The sequence below is a fragment of the Flavimaricola marinus genome, from assembly GCF_900184895.1.
Lineage (GTDB): Bacteria > Pseudomonadota > Alphaproteobacteria > Rhodobacterales > Rhodobacteraceae > Flavimaricola > Flavimaricola marinus.
In genome coordinates, this window is record NZ_FXZK01000009.1 from 47,841 (window position 1) to 68,273 (window position 20,433).

General features: G+C 62.1%; 18 protein-coding genes and 1 riboswitch. Of the genes, 14 read left to right on the forward strand and 4 right to left on the reverse strand.

Features of this window, described 5'->3' with window-relative positions:
- The first annotated feature begins 77 nt into the window (after positions 1 to 77).
- From LOM8899_RS17550 to LOM8899_RS17595, 11 genes are all read left to right on the forward strand, one after another.
- On the forward strand, positions 78 to 782 hold the full coding sequence (locus LOM8899_RS17550) for a hypothetical protein (protein ID WP_245820590.1): 705 nt from the start codon (positions 78 to 80) through the stop codon (positions 780 to 782).
- Entirely contained in the window at positions 779 to 1,456 is a 678-nt protein-coding gene (locus LOM8899_RS17555; protein WP_093993556.1) for a hypothetical protein, read from the forward strand. Before LOM8899_RS17550 ends, LOM8899_RS17555 begins: the two co-directional genes overlap by 4 nt.
- Complete coding sequence (locus LOM8899_RS17560; RefSeq protein WP_093993557.1) at positions 1,453 to 2,139, forward strand: hypothetical protein; 687 nt, start codon at positions 1,453 to 1,455, stop codon at positions 2,137 to 2,139. Before LOM8899_RS17555 ends, LOM8899_RS17560 begins: the two co-directional genes overlap by 4 nt.
- Complete coding sequence (locus LOM8899_RS17565; RefSeq protein ID WP_133065064.1) at positions 2,136 to 3,008, forward strand: alpha/beta hydrolase family protein; 873 nt, start codon at positions 2,136 to 2,138, stop codon at positions 3,006 to 3,008. Before LOM8899_RS17560 ends, LOM8899_RS17565 begins: the two co-directional genes overlap by 4 nt.
- Before the next feature lie 11 nt (positions 3,009 to 3,019).
- A complete protein-coding gene (gene gltB / locus LOM8899_RS17570) occupies positions 3,020 to 7,561 on the forward strand; it encodes a glutamate synthase large subunit (RefSeq protein WP_093993559.1) in 4,542 nt (1,513 codons plus the stop codon).
- A 268-nt stretch (positions 7,562 to 7,829) separates the two neighbouring features.
- Positions 7,830 to 8,555 (forward strand): monofunctional biosynthetic peptidoglycan transglycosylase, encoded by a 726-nt coding sequence (mtgA, locus tag LOM8899_RS17575; protein ID WP_093993560.1) that lies wholly within the window; start codon positions 7,830 to 7,832, stop codon positions 8,553 to 8,555.
- A 41-nt stretch (positions 8,556 to 8,596) separates the two neighbouring features.
- Positions 8,597 to 9,289 carry an FtsZ-binding protein FzlA gene (gene fzlA, locus LOM8899_RS17580; RefSeq protein WP_093993561.1) on the forward strand — a complete coding sequence of 231 codons (693 nt, stop codon included), beginning with the start codon at positions 8,597 to 8,599 and terminating at the stop codon, positions 9,287 to 9,289.
- 75 nt (positions 9,290 to 9,364) lie between these two features.
- Positions 9,365 to 10,402, forward strand: a complete 1,038-nt coding sequence (gene queG, locus LOM8899_RS17585) for a tRNA epoxyqueuosine(34) reductase QueG (RefSeq protein WP_093993562.1) — start codon at positions 9,365 to 9,367, stop codon at positions 10,400 to 10,402.
- A 3-nt stretch (positions 10,403 to 10,405) separates the two neighbouring features.
- The gene (locus LOM8899_RS17590; protein WP_093993563.1) at positions 10,406 to 11,575 is read left to right on the forward strand and encodes a PQQ-dependent sugar dehydrogenase; all 1,170 of its coding nucleotides are present in this window, start codon (positions 10,406 to 10,408) and stop codon (positions 11,573 to 11,575) included.
- A 54-nt stretch (positions 11,576 to 11,629) separates the two neighbouring features.
- The gene (locus tag LOM8899_RS23470; RefSeq protein ID WP_168770591.1) at positions 11,630 to 11,800 is read left to right on the forward strand and encodes a hypothetical protein; all 171 of its coding nucleotides are present in this window, start codon (positions 11,630 to 11,632) and stop codon (positions 11,798 to 11,800) included.
- Positions 11,801 to 11,863: 63 nt separating this feature from the next.
- Positions 11,864 to 12,793 carry a DMT family transporter gene (locus LOM8899_RS17595; RefSeq protein WP_093993632.1) on the forward strand — a complete coding sequence of 310 codons (930 nt, stop codon included), beginning with the start codon at positions 11,864 to 11,866 and terminating at the stop codon, positions 12,791 to 12,793.
- A 54-nt stretch (positions 12,794 to 12,847) separates the two neighbouring features.
- Here the strand turns inward: LOM8899_RS17595 and aroC are convergent, their stop codons facing one another.
- The gene (gene aroC / locus LOM8899_RS17600) at positions 12,848 to 13,960 is read right to left on the reverse strand and encodes a chorismate synthase (RefSeq protein ID WP_093993564.1); all 1,113 of its coding nucleotides are present in this window, start codon (positions 13,958 to 13,960) and stop codon (positions 12,848 to 12,850) included.
- Between the two features lie 113 nt (positions 13,961 to 14,073).
- Positions 14,074 to 14,177, forward strand: a riboswitch (TPP riboswitch).
- Between the two features lie 44 nt (positions 14,178 to 14,221).
- Between aroC and thiB the strand changes: the two genes are divergently transcribed.
- Genes thiB through LOM8899_RS17615 form a run of 3 tightly spaced genes read left to right on the forward strand, consistent with a single transcriptional unit; the run spans position 14,222 to position 17,431 of the window.
- Positions 14,222 to 15,214, forward strand: coding sequence for a thiamine ABC transporter substrate binding subunit (gene thiB, locus LOM8899_RS17605; protein ID WP_093993565.1), 993 nt, complete (start codon positions 14,222 to 14,224; stop codon positions 15,212 to 15,214).
- Positions 15,215 to 15,222: 8 nt separating this feature from the next.
- Entirely contained in the window at positions 15,223 to 16,731 is a 1,509-nt protein-coding gene (locus tag LOM8899_RS17610; RefSeq protein ID WP_168770592.1) for an ABC transporter permease family protein, read from the forward strand.
- A complete protein-coding gene (locus LOM8899_RS17615; protein ID WP_093993633.1) occupies positions 16,724 to 17,431 on the forward strand; it encodes a thiamine ABC transporter ATP-binding protein in 708 nt (235 codons plus the stop codon). Before LOM8899_RS17610 ends, LOM8899_RS17615 begins: the two co-directional genes overlap by 8 nt.
- Positions 17,432 to 17,495: 64 nt before the next feature.
- Here the strand turns inward: LOM8899_RS17615 and LOM8899_RS17620 are convergent, their stop codons facing one another.
- The 3 genes from LOM8899_RS17620 to petA are packed head-to-tail and all read right to left on the reverse strand — an operon-like array spanning position 17,496 to position 20,305.
- A complete protein-coding gene (locus LOM8899_RS17620) occupies positions 17,496 to 18,368 on the reverse strand; it encodes a cytochrome c1 (RefSeq protein WP_093993567.1) in 873 nt (290 codons plus the stop codon).
- Between the two features lie 14 nt (positions 18,369 to 18,382).
- Positions 18,383 to 19,732, reverse strand: coding sequence for a cytochrome b (locus LOM8899_RS17625; RefSeq protein ID WP_093993568.1), 1,350 nt, complete (start codon positions 19,730 to 19,732; stop codon positions 18,383 to 18,385).
- A 12-nt stretch (positions 19,733 to 19,744) separates the two neighbouring features.
- Positions 19,745 to 20,305, reverse strand: coding sequence for a ubiquinol-cytochrome c reductase iron-sulfur subunit (gene petA / locus LOM8899_RS17630; protein WP_093993634.1), 561 nt, complete (start codon positions 20,303 to 20,305; stop codon positions 19,745 to 19,747).
- Positions 20,306 to 20,433 lie beyond the last annotated feature (128 nt).

A 20,433-nucleotide genomic window follows, 5' to 3' on the forward strand; every position in this document is an offset into this window, starting at 1 on the left:
TTCGGTCCGCGGCAACACGTCGGTGTGCCGTCGGTATCCCGACGGTGTCGTTTGTCTGAACGAGGAGTGAATAGGGCATGTATGTTGACCTAGCAGGCAAAACCCTGAGCGCAGCCGCTTTCGCGGCTTGCGTGTGTTTTGCCGCGCCCGGGGCAGCACAGACCTTTGACCCTCCACAGGGCTGTGACGGTGTTCTGACCGTCCAGAGCCGATCCTGCCTCGTGATCCACACCTGGACCTGCGAGGCCGATGCACCGGGCGAACAATGGATGGCGCTGTTTACCGACCGCGGCCCCTATAACGTTCGCAAGATAGATGCCGAGTTCCAATGGCTGGAGACGCATTTCGCCGATCCCCCCGCGATCGAGCAAATGCAGGTTCCTGCGCCCGACCCGGAAAGCATCAGCGTGCTGCTGGCCGAGGACCATGACACCTACGACTTCACCATCACCAACGATCGTGGCACGCCGGACGAGCGGGTCCGGGGCTATGACAGCCTGACCGGCGAGAGCGTCGTCATCGACGGCGAGCCGCTTCTGCGCACCGAGTTTGCCTACGAAGTCACTTTGCCCGACGGCACTGTTCAATACCGCGGCGCCGGAGCGCAGTTCCTGTCGGAGCGTCACCGACTGTTCCTTTTGGGGCTGTCCTGGTCGCAGGACACGCCGGACGAGGTCAATGACGCGAGCCCGGTGGAATTCATCTATCCGGGCGAACCGGGGTTCTTCTCTGCCCGACCCAAGTATGACTGCGGCGGCGTTCTGTCGAAGGCGGCCCGATGATCCGTTATCTCGCCCCTTTGATGCTGTTCGCATCACCGGTCGCCGCCCAGAGCGTTTCTCTGCCCGGTGGCTGCGAAGCCTATGTCACCGTCCAGAAGCGCGGCTGCACCGTCAGCACCCTGTTCCGCTGCGAGGCCGATCCGGAAGGCCATCAGCGCCGCATGGATTTCAACGAAGACGGGCTGACCTATGCGGGGATGATCGATTTCGAAACCCGTTGGATCGAGAGTTTCTATGCCGAGGGCGCATACACGGACCGGCTTGCGCCGAATCCGGTCGATCCGGCGTCGTTCTCCGATCTGATCGAGACCGGCTATGACGACTGGGATTTCGGCACGATTTCGGACCCTTTCGCGGAGACCGTCTATCGTGGTTATGACCGCCTGACGGGTGTCGTCGTGGTCGTCGATGGCGTGACCCTCGAGCAGACAGAATTCGACGTCGTGGCGTATGACACCAACGGCAATGAGCTGTGGCAGACCGTGGGCAACGAGTTCATCCACCGCGATTGGCGCACGTTTCTGTCCGGCACCCGCACCATCACCACCCCGACCGAGGTGTTCGAGACGGATGGCCGCCCGGTTGAGTTCGCCTTTCCGGGCGAGGACGGTTTTCAGAGCAGCGAGCCACGCTATGACTGCGGCGTGATGCTCTCGAAAGGGGGCACGCCGTGAGGATCGCTCTCGCCTTGGCCCTGCTCCCCGGTGCCGCGTTTGCGCAGGTGCCACTTGCGTTGCCGCAAGGGTGCGATGCCTATGTGACGATCCAGATGGCGTCCTGCACGGTCAGCCACAGCTTTACCTGTGCCGACGATCCCGAAGGGGTGCAGCGCCGTGTCGATCTGGATGAAGAGGGCGTGACCTATTTCGGCGCGATCGACGCCGAAACCCAATGGCTTGAAAGCACCCACATCCGGTCAGGCCATTCCGAGCGTCTGGCCCCGGATCCCGCCGATCCGGCGTCTTTTACCGCCCTGCTGAGCACTGGTGTCGATAATTTCGATTTCGTCACCTTGTCAGAAGAGGTCGGCCCAACCCGCTATGTAGGTGGCGACAGCCTCACCGGAGAGACCGTGCAGATCGACGGTGTCACCCTCGATCGCACCCGCTACTCGATCCGTGCGATCGACGCCGACGGGACCGAGATGTGGGCCAGCGAAGGCTATGAGTACATCCACCGCGACTGGCGGATGTTTCTGTCGGGCCTGAGCACCTTTACCGTTCCCGATGGCACATTCGAAGCCGACGACAGCCCGGTAGAGTTCATCTTTCCCGGAGAACCCGGTTTCCTGTCGCCCAGCCCCAAGCATGGTTGCGGCGTGGTCATGTCGTCTTATGCAGGGCCGGTGGCGCCATGACTTCGAAACCCACCATGGATCTGACCCGCTTGGTTGAGACGCCGGACATGATCGTCACGCGCGGCTCGATGCCCGATATGTCCGGCGTCCCGGTGGTGGTGTTCGCGTCCGCGGCCGAGGAGACTCGTCAGGCGATCACCCTAGAGTTCGTCCAACAGCTGGCCATGATCGGCCGTCCGGCGATCTGGATCGCGGATCCGAACGAAACCTGGTATGCCACTGAAGGCTTTGTCGATCGCGCCTGTGCGATCATCGAGACCGAGATGGCGCGGCTGGGAGCCACCCAGATCGACACGATCGGAGCCTCGATGGGCGCCTTTGGCGCGCTGGCTTTTGCGGAACGCCTCCCTGTGCGCACGGCCATCGCATTGGGCACCCGTTTCACCCCGGACCGCCGCATCGTGCCTGATCCGCGCCGGAAGAAGCTCTTGCGGCCCTACCTGTCGAAGTTCCCGTTCCGGACCATCGAGGCGGGAATGGCCGCAGCCGAGCATGCCGTCGTGGTGCATGGCGATCGCGGCTTTGACCAGCCACATGTGCTTCGGATCGAGCCGCCAGAGACGACGGAACATTGGGTGGTTCCCGAATGCGGCCACCTTGTTGGCAAGAAACTGCGCGAGCGAAACGCCTTTCAGCCGTTTGTCCGCTCCGCCTTGGCGCAGGACTGGGACAGGATGCGCGAGGCCTTGCGCTCTGCGGATGCCCGCCCTGCCATAGAGGCGCGACCGGTCGTTGAGAAATACTACACCGCGCGCCTGGCCCGTGAGGCTAAGGAAAACAGCAGATACAACACCCTTGTGAAGCCCGTTTTGCGACGCATCAAGACGGCCTTATTGACGACGACCCAGCCCTTTCAGCGGCAGAAATAGAGGAATAATCCATGTCCACTTCATACGATCAAGCTTGGGTTGCAGCCGAAGAAGCCAAGCGCCAGTGGATGGCTGAGAACAGCCTCTACTCTGAAGCCGAAGAGCATTCCTCTTGTGGTGTCGGCCTTGTGGTGGCCATCGACGGCAAGCCCTCGCGCGATGTCGTCGAAGGCGGGATCAACGCGCTCAAGGCCATCTGGCACCGCGGCGCCGTGGATGCAGACGGCAAGACCGGCGACGGTGCCGGTATCCATGTGCAGATCCCGGTCCCGTTCTTTGCCGATCAGATCGCCCGCACGGGTCACAAGATGACGCCGGACAAGCTGATTGCCGTGGGTCAGGTCTTTTTGCCGCGCACCGATTTCGGCGCCCAGGAGACCTGCCGGACCATCGTCGAAACCGAAGTCCTTCGGATGGGCCATTACATCTATGGTTGGCGCCATGTGCCGGTGGACATCACCTGTCTGGGCGAAAAGGCCAACGCCACCCGCCCGGAAATCGAACAGATCCTGATCCGCTGCGAGAAGGACATGAACGCCGAGGAATTCGAGCGCGAACTCTACATCATTCGCCGCCGGATCGAGAAAGCCGCCGCCGCCGCTGGTGTTGCGCAGCTTTACCTTGCGTCGCTGTCCTGCCGATCGATCATCTACAAGGGCATGATGCTGGCCGAGCAGGTTGCGGACTTCTACCCCGATCTTCAAGATCCTCGTTTCGAGTCCGCCTTTGCGATCTATCACCAGCGCTATTCCACCAACACTTTCCCTCAGTGGTGGCTGGCCCAGCCGTTCCGGATGCTTGCCCACAACGGCGAGATCAACACCCTAAAGGGCAACCTGAACTGGATGAAGAGCCACGAGATCCGCATGGCCTCAACCACATTCGGCGACATGGCCGAGGACATCAAACCGATCGTGCCGCAGGGATCGTCGGACTCTGCCGCGCTGGACGCGGTGTTCGAGGTCATGGTTCGTGCCGGGCGCAGCGCGCCGATGGCCAAGACGATGCTCGTTCCCGAAGCATGGTCGAAGTCCGCCGTCGAGATGCCGCAGGCTTGGCAGGACATGTACAACTATTGCAACGCCGTGATGGAGCCGTGGGACGGGCCTGCCGCCCTTGCCATGACCGACGGACGTTGGGTCTGCGGCGGGCTTGACCGGAACGGTTTGCGCCCGATGCGCTATGTCGTGACCGGCGATGGTCTGTTGATCGCGGGTTCGGAGGCCGGGATGGTCCCCATCGATGAGCGCAGCGTCGTGGAGAAGGGCGCACTTGGGCCGGGCCAGATGATCGCAGTCGATATGCAGGAAGGTGTTCTCTACCACGACACCGAAATGAAGGATCGGCTCGCCGCGTCGCAGCCATATGCGGAATGGACCGAGAAGGTCGTCGCCCTTAACGACATCCTGCGCGACGTGCCCGAGGCCCACATCTACGAAGGCCAGGAGCTTCGCCAGCGCCAGATTGCGGCCGGCTATTCGATGGAGGATCTCGAACAGGTTCTTGCGCCGATGGCCGAGGACGGCAAGGAAATGATCGCCAGCATGGGCGACGATACACCCTCGGCGGTCCTGTCGTCGAAATATCGCCCGCTGTCGCACTTCTTCCGCCAGAACTTCAGCCAAGTCACCAACCCGCCCATCGACAGCTTGCGTGAAGCTCGGGTGATGAGCCTCAAGACCCGTTTCGGCAACCTCAAGAACGTGCTGGACGAAGACAGCAGCCAGACCGAGATCCTCGTGCTGGAGAGCCCGTTCATCGCCAACGCCGAATTCGACGTGATGGTCGAACAGTTCGGTGACAGCGTCGCCTTTGTCGATTGCACCTTCCCCGTGAGCTCCGCCCCCGACGCCTTGCGTCTGGGACTGGAGCGGATTCGCGCCGAGGCAGAAGATGCCGTGCGGTCGGGAGCGGGACATATCGTCCTCACGGACCAGCATCAGAACGCCGATAAGGTGGCGATGCCGATGATCCTTGCTACCAGCGCCGTTCATTCGTGGCTGACCCGCAAGGGCCTGCGCACCTTCTGTTCGATCAACGTCCGGTCGGCAGAATGCATCGACCCGCATTATTTCGCGGTTTTGATTTCGAGCGGTGCGACGACCGTCAACGCCTATCTGGCACAGGATTCCATCGCCGATCGCCTTCGTCGCGGTCTGATCGATGGTACGCTGACCGACGCGATGCGCCGGTATCGTGCCGCTGTGGACGCGGGCCTGCTCAAGATCATGTCCAAGATGGGCATTTCCGTGATTTCGTCCTATCGCGGCGGACTGAATTTCGAGGCCGTCGGCCTGAGCCGTGCGATGTGTGCCGAGTATTTCCCGGGCATGCACAGCCGGATCAGCGGTATCGGCACCAGCGGCATTCAGAAGAAGCTCGAGGAGGTCCACGCAAACGGCTGGAAGAAGGGCACGGACGTGCTGCCGATCGGCGGTTTCTACAAAGCCCGTCGCTCCGGCGAAAAACACGCTTGGGAAGCCACGACGATGCACATGTTGCAGGCCGCCTGCGACCGTGCCTCTTATGAGTTGTGGACCCGCTTCAGTCAGGCGATGCAGTCGAACCCGCCGATCCATCTGCGCGATCTGCTTGCCATCAAGCCATTGGGCGAGCCGATCCCGATCGAGCAGGTCGAGAGCATCACCGCGATCCGCAAACGCTTTGTCACGCCCGGCATGTCCTTGGGTGCGCTCAGCCCGGAGGCCCACAAGACCCTGAACGTGGCCATGAACCGCATCGGTGCCAAGTCCGACAGCGGCGAGGGCGGCGAGGATCCGGCGCATTTCCTGCCCGAGCCGAACGGCGACAACCCCTCGGCCAAGATCAAGCAGGTGGCCTCGGGCCGCTTTGGTGTCACCGCCGAGTATCTCAACGCCTGCGAAGAGCTCGAGATCAAGGTCGCACAGGGTGCGAAGCCCGGCGAGGGTGGTCAGTTGCCCGGCATGAAGGTCACCGATCTGATCGCGCGGCTCCGCCATTCGACCAAGGGTGTCACTCTGATCAGCCCGCCGCCTCATCACGACATCTACTCGATCGAGGATCTGGCGCAGCTGATCTACGACCTCAAGCAGATCAACCCGCGCTGCAAGGTGACGGTCAAGCTGGTGTCCTCGTCGGGCGTTGGCACGATTGCCGCCGGTGTCGCCAAGGCCAAGGCCGACGTGATCCTGATTTCGGGTCACAACGGCGGCACGGGTGCCTCTCCGGGCACGTCGATCAAGTACGCCGGACTGCCGTGGGAAATGGGTCTGACCGAGGCTCACCAAGTGCTCGCCATGAACAACCTGCGCAGCCGGGTGACCTTGCGCACCGATGGCGGTTTGCGCACCGGACGCGACATCGTCATGGCTGCGATGCTCGGTGCCGAGGAATACGGCATCGGCACTGCCGCACTGATCGCGATGGGTTGCATCATGGTTCGCCAGTGTCAGAGCAATACCTGCCCGGTCGGCGTCTGCACACAGGACGAAGCTTTGCGCCAGAAGTTCACCGGCAATGCCGAGAAGGTGGTCAACCTGATCACCTTCTACGCCACCGAAGTTCGCGAGATCCTCGCCAGCATCGGAGCCCGGTCGCTCGACGACGTGATCGGCCGTGCCGATCTGCTGACGCAGGTCAGCCGTGGCTCTGCCCATCTGGACGATCTGGACCTGAACCCGTTGCTCATCACCGTCGATGGGGCGGCGGACATCAGCTATGACCGGACGAAGCCTCGCAACGAGGTGCCGGACACGCTGGACGCGGAGATCGTCAAGGATGCCGCACGGTTCCTGAACGAAGGCGAGAAGATGCAGCTGGAATACGCGGTGCAGAACACGCTGCGCACCATCGGCACGCGCACCTCGAGCCACATCATCAAGAACTTCGGCATGCGCAACTCTCTGCAGCCGGATCACCTGACGGTGAAGCTCAAGGGCTCTGCCGGGCAATCGCTCGGGGCCTTTGCGGCGCCGGGCCTGAAGCTGGAGGTTTCCGGCGATGCCAACGACTATGTCGGCAAGGGCCTGTCGGGTGGCACGATTGTGGTGCGCCCGCCGATGGCGAGCCCGCTGATTGCATCGGAGAACACGATCATCGGCAACACGGTGCTCTACGGCGCAACCGACGGCTATCTCTTTGCGGCCGGCCGCGCGGGCGAACGCTTTGCCGTGCGTAACTCGGGCGCAAAGGTGGTGATCGAAGGCTGTGGCTCCAACGGTTGCGAATACATGACCGGCGGCGTCGCTGTGATCCTTGGGTCGATCGGGGCCAACTTTGGCGCCGGCATGACGGGTGGCATGGCATATCTCTATGATCCCGACGGCCTGTCCGAACCGTTGTTGAACATGGAGACGCTGGTCACCTGCCCCGTCACCGTCGACCATTGGGACGAACAGTTGCACGCATTGGTCACGGCCCATGCCAAGGAGACCGGGAGCGTCAAGGCAACCGAGATCCTGCAGCACTGGGATCTGGAGCGGAGCAACTTCGTGCAGATTTGTCCAAAGGAGATGCTGCCTCATCTGGCGCATCCGCTGACCAGCGAACCGCAGGCCATGCCTGCCGAGTAGGGCCGGCCGTCGCTTGAACTGATCGGAAAGCCGGGGCTCGTCGTCCCGGCTTTTCAATTTCCGGATAGCGCCACGGTGCGTCGCCGCAGCGGTCAGAGCGATCCGGGTTTCGCGAAAAGCCCAAGTTTCGGTCAGCCGACCGTTCGGCCCCGGAATACCCACCTGACTGACGCCCGATCATTGCTTAGAGGCCCCGACGCTGAAGAGTTGGACGATCTGGTGCCTTCTGCGACTTGACCCCTTTGGCCCATGAGTGGCTTATGACCCCATGGCAAAGAAGAACTCCAAATCCACCAAGAAGGACGCGCCAAAGCGACCGTTTCGCCCGTTTCGCTGGCTGTCCCGCTGGATCGTGCGCGGTTGTCTGCTGGTGGTGGCATTCGTTTTCCTTGCTGTGGGGTTGTTTGCGGTGCTGAATCCTCCGATCACCCCCTACATGATGGGCGAATCGCGGCGCCTGGGCGGGCTGGACCGCGACTGGGTGCCGATGGAGCAGATCGCGCCGGTGATGGCCCGTTCGGCGGTGGCAGCCGAGGACGCGAACTATTGCCTGCATTGGGGGCTCGACCTCGCGGCGATACAGGCCGCACTGGATGCCGGAGGATCCAGAGGCGCCTCGACGATCAGTCAACAGGTCGTGAAGAACGTGTATCTGTGGCACGGCAGATCGTGGGTCCGCAAAGCGATTGAGGCGGTTCTGACCCCCGTTGTCGAATTGGTCTGGTCCAAACGCCGAATCCTCGAAGTCTATCTGAACGTGGCCGAATTCGATGAGGGGGTCTTTGGCGTCCAAGCCGCTTCCCGGCACTATTTCGGCGTGGATGCGGCCGATCTAAGCCAACGGCAGGCCGCCCGGCTGGCGGTCTTGTTGCCGAACCCGAAGGAGCGTGATCCGAATGCGCTGAGCCAGAGCCTGCGCAACCGTGCCGCGGGTATCGCAGACGGGGCCGCCACCATCCTTGCCGATGGACGCGCCGCCTGCTTTGAAGATTGAACGGGATTGAAAGCGCCGCGTGGCAGTGGCATTGAAGTGTCATGAGCACAGATCGCCCCGCACCCCCGGCCAATGCCCTTTATCACTATCCGCTGAGCCCGTTCAGCCGGAAGGTCCGCCTGACGCTGGCCGAGAAGAAGATCGAGGTGAAGCTGATTGAAGAGCGGTATTGGGAGCAAGACCCCGATTTCATCCGCCGCAATCCAGCGGGCAAGGTTCCGATCCTGAAGCTCGGCAGCCGCGTTCTGGCCGACAGCGTCGCGATTTGCGAATACCTCGAAGAGGCGCACCCGACCCCGGCGCTGATGCCGAATACCCCGGAGGGCCGTTACGAAGTGCGCCGTTTGATCGCGTGGTTCGATGACAAGTTCTATCACGAAGTGACCACAAAGCTGGTCGGGGAGCGCGTGTTTCGCAAGGTGATGGGCACCGGCTATCCGGACAGCGGCAATGTCAAATCCGGCTCCCGCGCGATCAAGTATCATCTGGATTACATGGCCCAACTCCTGGAGAGCCGCCGATGGCTCGCCGGCAACGAGATGTCATTGGCCGATTTCGCGGCGGCCGCCCATCTGAGTTGCCTCGACTACATCTCGGATGTGGACTGGAACCGGTCCGACGTGGTCAAGGACTGGTATGCCAAGATCAAGTCCCGTCCAGCATTCCGGTCGTTGCTCGCCGACCAGGTCTCAGGGTTTCCGCAGCCACAGCATTATGCTGATCTGGATTTCTGATCCCAAGCTCGCTGGGGGGCTGTCTGCCCCCCGTCCTGCGGACTCCCCCCGAGGATATTTTGGACCCAAAGAAGCATGGGCCTGAAGCAAGAGCTGTTCTCCTTTGCGCTTGACGCGGGGTTTTCGAAGGCTGGCGTGTGTCGTCCCGATGCCGCACCGGAGCTGGCCGGGAGGCTGGCTGCCTTTGTCGACGCTGGTCGACATGGCCAGATGGGCTGGATGGCGGAGCGGATGGCGTGGCGTGGCGACCCCACAGCACTCTGGCCCGAGGCCCGATCCGTCATCATGTTGGCAGAAGCTTATTCGCCCGAGCATGATCCTCTGGCGGTCTTGGAGCAGACCGATCTGGCGGCCGTCAGCGTCTATGCCCATGGCCGCGACTACCATGATCTGGTGAAGAAGCGCCTCAAGCGCGTGGCCCGTTGGTTGATCGAGCAAAGCCCCGGCGCGGAAGTGAAGGTCTTTGTGGATACTGCGCCGGTGATGGAGAAGCCGCTGGCCCAAGCCGCTGGGTTGGGGTGGCAAGGCAAGCATACGAACCTGCTGGGTCGCGATATCGGCAACTGGGTGTTTCTGGGCGCGATCTTCACGACCGTGGAGCTGGAGCCTGATCCACCGGAGCGCAGCCATTGCGGAAGCTGCACGGCCTGCCTCGATATCTGCTCGACGAACGCTTTTCCAGCGCCCTACCAGCTGGATGCGCGGCGCTGCATCTCTTACCTCACGATCGAACACAAGGGGCCCGTCCCCCATGAATTACGGGCGCTGATGGGCAATCGGATATACGGCTGTGATGACTGCCTGGCCGTCTGCCCCTGGAATAAATTCGCGGTGGCGGCGAAGGAAATGCGATATCTTCGCGATGGCCCCGCCCCCGAACTTGCCGATCTGGTGTCCCTCGACGATGCGGCGTTTCGCGCGATGTTTTCGGGAAGCCCCATCAAACGGATTGGTCGCAACCGATTCGTGCGAAATGTCTTGTATGCGATCGGCAATTCCGGACGGGGCGCTCTTGCGGACGCCGCGCGCCCGCTGTCGAAGGACCCTGACCCGGTGGTGGCAGAGGCGGCGAACTGGGCTATCTCGACTCTCGAAACCAACTCGGGAGCCTGAGACATGAGATTTGGACTGATCGCCGCCGCTTTGTGGCCCTACGCCGTCATCGCGCAGCCGGTTGAGCAGGGCCCGCCCAATGCGGATTTCGCCCCGGCATTCGAGGCGCAGACTAGAGCGCCTGCATTGCCGCAGACGCCCGTCACCGTGGAGCGATTCGTCGAAGGGCTGGCAAACCCATGGGGTATTGCGCCGCTTCCCGATGGTGGTTGGCTGGTGACGGAACGACCCGGAACCTTGCGCGTGGTTTCTGCCGACGGCTCTGTGTCCATGCCCTTGGTCGGCGTGCCGGAGGTCGACAATCGCAGACAAGGAGGCCTGCTCGACGTCACCGTAAGCCCCGAATTCGCCACGGACAGAATGGTCTATCTGACCTATGCCAAAGCAGTGGATGGCGGAGTTGTTACCGCTGCGGCGCGGGGCGTTCTGGCCGAGGATATGGCCGCATTGACCGACGTTTCGGATATTTTCGTCCAAACACCGCCATCCAGCACCCCGATGCACTATGGCTCCCGCATCATAGTCGATGGCGACTATGTCTGGATCACCACGGGTGAGCACTCCTCGGAGAGCGATCGCGTACTGGCCCAGGATGTTACCTCGACCTACGGCAAGGTGGTTCGGCTCTTTCGTGACGGGTCCGTGCCCGACGACAATCCCTTTGTCGGGACCGAAGCGGATCCGGCGATCTGGTCTTTGGGCCATCGCAACGTACAAGGTGCCGCCCTGGGGCCGGACGGCGCGCTTTGGACCGTGGAACACGGTCCGGCCGGTGGCGACGAACTGAACCGGCCGGCGCCGGGTGCAAACTACGGCTGGCCCGTGGTCAGCTATGGCATCAACTACAACGGTTCCGAGGTTGGCAGCGGTGCGGCCCGCGCACCGGGTTTCGAGGAACCGATCTACTACTGGGATCCGGTCATCGCCCCTGGTGGCATGGGATTCTACGACGGCGACTATGCGCCTTGGCAAGGCGATCTCTTGATCGGGTCGCTGAACCCGGGTGCATTGGTGCGATTGTCATTCTCCGACGGCCTCGTGGCAGGCGAGGAGCGCGTGATTACCGATCAGGGCCGAATCCGCGATGTCGAGATCACGCCCGACGGCTCTGTTCTGCTGCTGATCGACGCACCGATGCCCTATGGCGGAATCGTGCGAGTGACACCGGGGTGATTCCACGGCCGATCTGTGGTATCGTTGTTCTCCATCAGACGAAGGAGAAGCACAATGCAACGCCATATCGTTGATCGACCACGCGCCCCGTCGACGTCACGACGGCTTGCCCAGTTCCTGCGGCTGGACCTGCAGAAATCCCAGAGAATGCTGCAATCCGACAGGACACGCGGACAATCGCGACTGCGGCACTATTTGCGGATCGCCCGCGGCTACTCCGCCTGATTTCGCGGTTTTATCTGGAATTTGGCAGGCTTAGAGTGCCCTTGAAAGGACACTCCTATGGCTATGGCAACTTCCCAACCCCTACGGGGCATCGCCTATAAGGTGACGTCCGTTTGCGTCTTTGTCGCGATGGCATCGCTGATCAAGGCCAGCTCGGGCCATGTACCGCCGGGCGAGGCCGTGTTCTTCAGGTGCTTTTTTGCGATTCCTGTCATTATCGTCTGGCTGATGTGGCGTGGAGAATTGCGCGATGGCCTGAAGACCCAGAATCCGATGGCCCACCTCTGGCGCGGCTTGATCGGAACCATGGGCATGGGGCTCGGCTTTGCGGGTCTCGGCCTATTGCCGCTGCCCGAGGTGACGGCGATCGGCTATGCCTCGCCGCTGCTGGTGGTGGTCTTTGCCGCGATGTTCCTGAACGAACGGGTGCGCCTCGTGCGTTTATCGGCCGTCGCCCTGGGGCTGATCGGCGTGATGATCGTGCTGTCGCCGCGCCTGTCTATCGGCGCAGAGATCGACACGAGCGAGACATTGGGTGCAGTCGTCGTACTCGGAAGCGCCTTTTTCGCAGCGCTGGCTCAGGTTTTCATCCGCAAACTCGTGCAAACGGAAACGACGGCGTCGATCGTCTTTTGGTTTTTTGTCACCGCCTCTCTTCTTTCGCTAATCACCATCTACTGGGGCTGGGTCTGGCCCAATCTGTCGGAACTGATCATGTTGGTCATGGCCGGTATTCTGGGCGGAATCGGCCAGATTCTGGTGACGTCGAGCTATCGCTATGCCGATGCCTCGCTGATCGCTCCGTTCGACTACACGTCGATGCTGCTGGCAATTGCGGTCGGCTTCTTTGTCTTTGGTGAAGTCCCTACCCTGACGATGATCACCGGCGCCGCCATCATCATCGCAGCCGGCGTCCTCATCATCCTGCGTGAGGCGCAACTGGGCATGGAACGAAACCGCCAACGCCGCGCAACGTCACCGGGAGGGAACTGACCCCCCCCTTCATCTTGGCCAAAAAACTCAAATCCTGACCGAAGTCAGGGAGGTTCAGGCTGGGCCGATATGCCCGCGCTGGCCACCTGTCTGGCCCCGATCCAGTAGCAGGTGGTCCAAGATCACACAGGCCATCATCGCCTCGCCCACGGGCACGGCCCGGATGCCGACGCAGGGGTCGTGGCGCCCCTTGGTCACCACCTCGGCGGGCGTGCCGTCGATCCGGATGGACTGACGTGCCGACAAGATCGAAGACGTCGGCTTTACCGCAAAGCGGACCACCACGTCCTGACCGGTCGAGATTCCGCCCAGTATTCCACCGGCATGGTTCGAGGTGTAGACGGGCTGACCATCGTTCCCCATGAAGATCTCGTCGGCATTGTCCCGTCCAGTGAGGGAGGCCGCCGCCATGCCTTCGCCGATCTCCACGCCCTTGACGGCATTGATGCTCATCATTGCGGCCGCCAAATCGGTGTCGAGCTTGCCATAGACAGGCGCGCCAAGCCCGGCCGGAACGCCGCGTGCGACCACTTCGACGATGGCGCCGACGGAGTTGTGATCCTTGCGCCGCAGAAAATCGAGGTAGTCCTCCCATTCCGCCGCAACGGCGGCATCCGGGCACCAGAAGTCGTTCTGGTCGATCGCATCCCAGTCAAACCTGTTCCGGTCGATGACCTTGGGCCCCATCTGGACCATATAGCCCTTGATCTCGACCTTTGGCGCCAGTTGAGCCAGCGCGGCCCTCGCGACGCCGCTTGCCGCCACCCGTGCGGCCGTCTCCCGCGCGGAGGAGCGTCCGCCGCCTCGGTAGTCCCGCAACCCGTATTTCTGATGATACGTGATATCCGCATGTCCGGGCCGGAAGGTCTGGGCAATGTCGCCATAATCCTTGGACCGCTGGTCGGTGTTCTCGATCATCAGCTGGATCGGTGTGCCCGTCGTCCTGCCCTCGAACACGCCAGAGAGGATTTTCACTTCGTCCGGCTCTTTGCGTTGAGTCGTGTTCTTGTTCTGGCCCGGCTTTCGCTTGTCCAGCCAGGTCTGGATCATCGCCTCGTCAAGAGCCACGCCGGGAGGGCAGCCATCGACCGTCGCCCCAAGGGCGGGACCATGGCTTTCACCCCAAGTGGTCACTCGAAACAGGTGGCCGAACGTGTTGTAGGACATGGCGTGCACTCCGTTAGGTCGCGGTCTCTGCCATAGGGGATTGCGCCCCAAGCGCCAAGATTTTTCGGCAAGATTCTTGGCCCCTTGCAGTTCGAGAATGTTCCGCTAAGTTCACCAACACCTCGGGGTGCCTTGGAAACAGGGCTGAGATGCACGATGCGAACCCGTTGAACCTGAACCGGTTAGAACCGGCGGAGGGAAGGTTTGGCGCATCGGCGCTCATGCCCCCATCCGTTCGGCAGCATGAGAGAGGATGACCGAATGAAGACCCATCTGACCCATGTCGCAGGACTGCTGTTTGCCGCCACCGCGGCGCAAGCAGAGAGCCACGCGACACCTGTATTGACGATCTACACCTACGACAGCTTTGTCACCGATTGGGGTCCAGGCCCGCTGGTAGAGGCCGGATTCGAAGAGACATGTGCCTGTGATCTCGAATTCGTCGGACACGGCGACGGCGCAGCCCTGCTGGCCCGCTTGATGCTGGAAGGCCCGCGCACCGAGGCCGACATCGTCCTCGGCCTTGATACCAACCTGACTGCGGCGGCGGCCGAGACGGGCATGTTCACCTCGCACGGGGTGACTGCCGCGCTAGACCTGCCCATCGCTTGGGACGACCAGACATTCCTTCCCTATGACTGGGGCTATTTCGCATTCGTCGGAAACGCCGGAGAGCCCGCCCCCGCCAATTTCGAGGATCTCGCCGCGTCGGACGTGTCCATCGTAATTCAGGATCCACGGTCTTCCACCCCCGGCCTCGGATTGCTCTTGTGGATCGAGGCGGCTTACGGCGAACGTGCCCCCGAGATCTGGGAAGCCCTCGCCGACAATATCGTCACCGTTACTCCCGGCTGGTCCGAGGCTTATGGCCTGTTCCTAGAGGGAGAGGCCGATGCGGTGCTGTCCTATACCACCTCGCCCGCCTATCATCTGATTGCCGAAGAGGACGACAGCAAAGTGGCCTGGGCCTTCGACGAAGGGCACTATTTGCAGGTCGAGGTTGCCGGCATTCTCGAGGGGACGGATCAGCCTGATCTGGCGGCGGCTTTCATGGCGTTCATGGTCTCTCCCGGATTTCAGGACGTCATTGCGACGGCGAACTGGATGTATCCGGCCGTGACCCCGGAAGCCGGCCTGCCCGGCGGTTTCGAGACCTTGATCACGCCTGATCTTGCGTTGCTCATGTCATCCGAAGATGCCGCTGCCGCTCGCGGCCCGGCGATTGATGCATGGCAAGCAGCCCTAACGCAGTAACCCCATCCGTGCCCCGCTGGCCCGGCGCGATTGCCGCCGGGCTGGTGTTGTGCTTGACACTCGGCACGCTTGCTGCGGTCTCTTTCCGCGCGGAATGGAGCGGCGGGCTGAGTGCGTCGGACTGGGCGGCGGTGCGGTTTACCGTGCTTCAGGCTGCGGCATCCGCGGCCTTGTCGATCATCGCGGCGATCCCTGTTGCACGTGCCTTGGCCCGGCGACGCTTTCGGGGCCGAGGCGTCTTGATCACGCTGATGGGCGCGCCCTTCATTCTGCCCGTCATCGTGGCGATCATCGGCCTTCTTGCGGTGTTCGGCAGGGGTGGGCTGCTCAACAGCGCGTTGTCGGCTCTTGGGCTTCCGCTGGTCAGCATCTATGGATTTCAGGGTGTCGTTCTGGCCCATGTCTTCTTCAACCTGCCATTGGCGGTGCGATTGATCCTGCATGGCTGGCTCGCGATACCGGCAGAGCAGTTTCGCGTGGCCGCATCCTTAAATATGCCCGTTGGCCGTTATCTGGAATGGCCGATGCTGCGCGCCGTCGTCCCGGGCGTGGCCCTCGCCATTTTTCTCATATGCCTGACCAGCTTTGCGGTGGCTCTCACGCTCGGAGGAGGTCCGAAAGCGACGACCGTCGAGTTGGCCATTTATCAAGCGCTCCGCTTTGAATTCGACATGGCGACCGCGGCTCGGCTGGCAATGATCCAATTCGTCATTTGCGCAACTGCGGCGGGCCTGGCGTGGCTGGTGACGCTGCCGCAGGACGCCGGAGCCGGCTTTGACCGGGTCGTGCAGCGTTGGGACGGTGCAGGTCTGGCACTGGTCTGGGACGTTCTCGCATTGGCAGGCGCGATGGTGCTCTTGTTGTTGCCGCTCGGTATGGTGGTGCAACGAGGGATCGCGGGTCTGACCCTCATCCCGGAGGATATCTGGAGCGCGGCTCTCCGGTCCTTGGCCGTGGCGGTGGTTTCGGCGCTCTTGTGCAGCAGCCTTGCCCTCGCGCTGGCGCTGAGGCGCGGTGGCGTTCTGGCGGGGATAAGCGCGGTGCTACCTTTGGCTGCATCGGGGCTGATGATGGGCACCGGGCTGTTCATCATGGTCTGGCCCTTCGTAGATCCCGCCAAGCTCGCCCTGCCGGTTACCGCGATGGTGAACGCAGCGATGGCGCTGCCTTTCGCCTATCGGGCGCTGGCCCCGGCATTGGAGCAAATCGAAGCCGGCTTTGGACGCACCGCCGACAGCCTTGGCATGACGGGCGCTGCCCGGCTCCGTTGGTTGATCCTGCCGCGCATGCGTCGCCCACTTGGATTTGCGACCGGGCTGGCCGCGGCGATGAGCATGGGAGATCTGGGGGTGATCGCGCTGTTTGCGCGTTCGGATCAAGAGACGTTGCCCTTGGCGATGTTTCAGCTGATGGGCGCCTACCAGATGGAGGCCGCGGCCGGGGTCGCGCTTATCCTACTGACTTTGAGTGTTGGCCTGTTCTGGCTGTTTGACCGTGGAGGACGTGCCGATGCCTGACGCATTGCAGCTGGAGCAACTGCTGATCCGGCAGGGGTCTTTTACCCTTGCTGCCGATCTGGCCGTTCAAAGTGGGAGCGTCACCGCCATCATGGGACCATCCGGCGGCGGCAAGTCCACGCTTCTGGGTGCGGTGGCGGGCTTTGTTCCGCTAGAGCGGGGGCGCGTGTTCTGGTACGGTGACGACATCACGCAATCGCCGCCGGGACAGCGCCCGCTGAGCATCCTGTTTCAGGACAACAACCTGTTTCCGCACCTCACCATCGCCCAGAACATCGGCTTGGGCCGGAGCCCCCGGCTGAAGCTCGGCACGCCGGAATGGTCGGAAATCGATACGATACTGGAACGGCTCGGATTGGCGGGAATGGGCAAGCGAAAGCCCTCGGAACTGTCCGGTGGGCAGCAGAGCCGTGCTGCACTCGGACGGGTCTTGATGGCCCGTCGACCCTTGGTTCTGCTGGATGAACCCTTCGCGGCGCTGGGGCCCGGCCTCAAGCAGGAGATGCTTGATCTGGCCATTTCCAGCCTGTCGGAAGCGGGACAAACTCTGGTGATGGTGACCCATGATCCGGATGACGCTCGGCGCGTGGCCGGAAACGTCATCGTCGTCGCGGAGGGCAAGGCGCATGCGCCCCTGCCGACCGGGCAGGCGCTGGATGGTGCGACCGGCCCGCTTCGGGGCTATCTCGCTCAGCCCTGATCCTGGAACGAGTAAGGCGCGCTTGTTTCCAAGCGCGCCCTTCATTCGGAACAAGTCTATTGGATCAGTGATCTTCCGGATGCTTGACCGGCGCCCAGAGACGCTTGTTTGTCAGGTAGAGCAATACTGACAGGAGTGCCAAGAAGATCACGCCGGTCAGGCCGGCCTGCTTGCGCGCCACCAGCTTGGGCTCGGCGGTCCACATCAGGAATGCGGAAACGTCCTCGGCCACATGTTCCAATTCGGTGGAATGCCCATCTGCGTAGTCGACATCATCGCCGTAGAGCGGAGGTGCCATCGCGATCCAGCTGCCCGGAACCTTGTGGGTGCCGTCTTCGTATTTGCAGCTGTCCGGGAAACCGCCGGCAGCGAATGCCGTGTTGTAGTAGCCATCCATCGGATCGCCTTCGAGCGCACATTCCGGCTCTTCCTCGTATCCGGTGAGGATCGAAGCGATATACTCCGCTCCGCCCATACCCTTGAAGAACTGGGCAAGACCTGTGCCGTAGGGCCCGCTGAACCCTGCGCGCGCCTTTGCCATCAAGGTGAGGTCGGGAGCGTTGGACAGGTTGGACATCGGGAAACGGTCAGCCGGCGTCGCAGGGCGGAAGTCGCCTTCGCCGTCGAACAGGGTCGGATCCCAGACTTCGTTCTGTGCCGCGTAGGCCCGGACCTGATCTTCTGGCAGCGCGGGGCCGCCTTCGTCATGCAGGTTGCGATACGACAGGAATTGCAGGCCGTGGCAGGCCGAACAGATCTCGGTATAGACCTGCAGGCCACGCTGAAGCTGCATCTGATCGTAGCTGCCAAACGGGCCTTCGAAGGAGAAGTCGAAGTCCTCGACGTGGTTGTCGCCGGCGGCCAGTGCCGGAGCGACACCACCAGCGGCCAGAAGGCCGAGCCCAAGTGCGGTGGAGAGTGTCAGAGTTCTGAACATCGAATGGTCCTTTCTCACTCGGCCGGTGTCGGGTTTGCAGACGAACCGCTGGTATCGCCCGATGTGCCGTAGTGGTCGTCGAAGTCTGCCTCGATGGTCGAAGGCGGTGCATCCGGCTTCTCGAGCACGCCCAGAAGCGGCAGCACGACGAGGAAGTAGCCGAAGTAGTAGGTTGCGCCGATCAGAGCGATGTAGGGATAGATCCCCTCGGCGGGCATCGCGCCAACCCACATCAGAACGATGAAGTTGACGACGAACAGCCAGAACCACCACTTGAACATGGGCCGGTAGCGACCGGACCGCACGGAAGAGGTGTCGAGCCACGGTGCCAATGCGATGACGACCAGAGCGCCGAACATCGCGATCACACCAAAGAACTTGGCGTCGATGATCCCGAAGCTGATCCAGTCAACCAGCATCACAAGCCAAACGTCGGCAGTGAAGGCCCGCAGGATGGCGTAGAACGGCAGCAGATACCATTCTGGCACGATGTGCGCAGGCGTCGCCAGCGGGTTGGCCATGACGTAGTTGTCCGGGTGGCCGAGATAGTTGGGCATGAAGCCGACGACCGCCATGAACAGCGTCATGATGACGGCAAGGGCGAAGAGGTCCTTGATCACGAAGTAGGGCCAGAACGGCAATGTGTCCTTGGCGGCTTCTTCTTTCGACGTTCGGCGGACCTCAACACCTGTTGGGTTGTTGTTGCCCGTGGTGTGGAACGCCCAGATGTGCACCAGCGTCAGGCCCAGCAGGATGAAGGGCAGCAGGTAGTGCAGCGAGAAGAACCGGTTGAGCGCAGGCTGACCGACCGCGGATGCGCCGAGCAGCAGCGTCTGCACCGATTCGCCGACGAACGGGATGGCGCCGAACAGGCCGGTGATAACTGCGGTGCCGTGGAAGGACATCTGACCCCAAGGCAGCACGTAGCCCATGAAGGCGATGGCCATCATCAGCACCAGCATCAGCACGCCGATGATCCATGTCACCTCGCGCGGGGCCTTGTACGAGCCGTAATACAGCGACCGGAACAGGTGCATGTAGACAGCAAAGAACATCAGCGATGCGCCGTTCATGTGGAAGTAGCGGATCATGTGTCCGCCATTCACGTCACGCATGATGTGTTCGATACTGGCAAAGGCCATATCGACGTGCGGTGTGTAATGCATCACCAGCACGACGCCGGTGACGATCTGCATGACAAGCGCAAAGGTCAGGACGATGCCCCAGATCCACATCCAGTTCAGGTTCTTGGGTGTGGGAATCATCAGGGTGTCATAGATCAGCCCGACAACCGGCAGCCGGCTGTAGAGCCACTTTTCGCCGCCAGACTTTGGTTCGTAATGGTCGTGGGGAATACCACCCATGGCTGTCTCTCCTTAACCGAGCTGGATCGTCGTCTCGTCCACGAAGGACGCGAGCGGAATGGGAAGGTTGCGCGGGGCCGGCCCTTTGCGGATGCGCCCGGCCGTATCGTAGTGCGAACCGTGGCAGGGGCAGAACCAACCGCCAAAGTCACCCGATTCGCCCAGCGGCACACAACCGAGGTGAGTGCAGACGCCCATTTGAACGAGCCAGATGCCTTCTTCGTCAAGGCTCCGGTTCATGTCGGACGCATCGGCCTCGTCGCCCAGATTGGCGTTTTCGGCTCCTTGATCGGGCAATTCGGAAACGCTGACAGAGCGGGCCGCTTCGATTTCTTCCGGGGTGCGGTAGCGAATGAAGACCGGCTTGCCTTGCCACAGGACCGTCAACTGCGTGCCTTCGCTGACGCCTGACAGATCGACCTGGATCGAGGCCAGAGCCAAAACGTCGGCGGATGGGTTCATCTGATTGACCAAAGGCCAAACCGCGGCACCGGCTGCGACAGCCCCTGCGCCTGCAGTGGCGTAGTAGATGAAATCGCGGCGAGTGCCCTGGGAATCGTCTGCATGTGACATGGGCCGTGCATCTCCGTTTGTACTGTGGCCCTCGGCGAGAGCCATGCGGCAAGCTATAGCCGAGGCAAACCCCGGTCATTTTGGCGTTGTTTAGCGGTCCTTTTTACCAGCGTCCAGCGGACAATAGG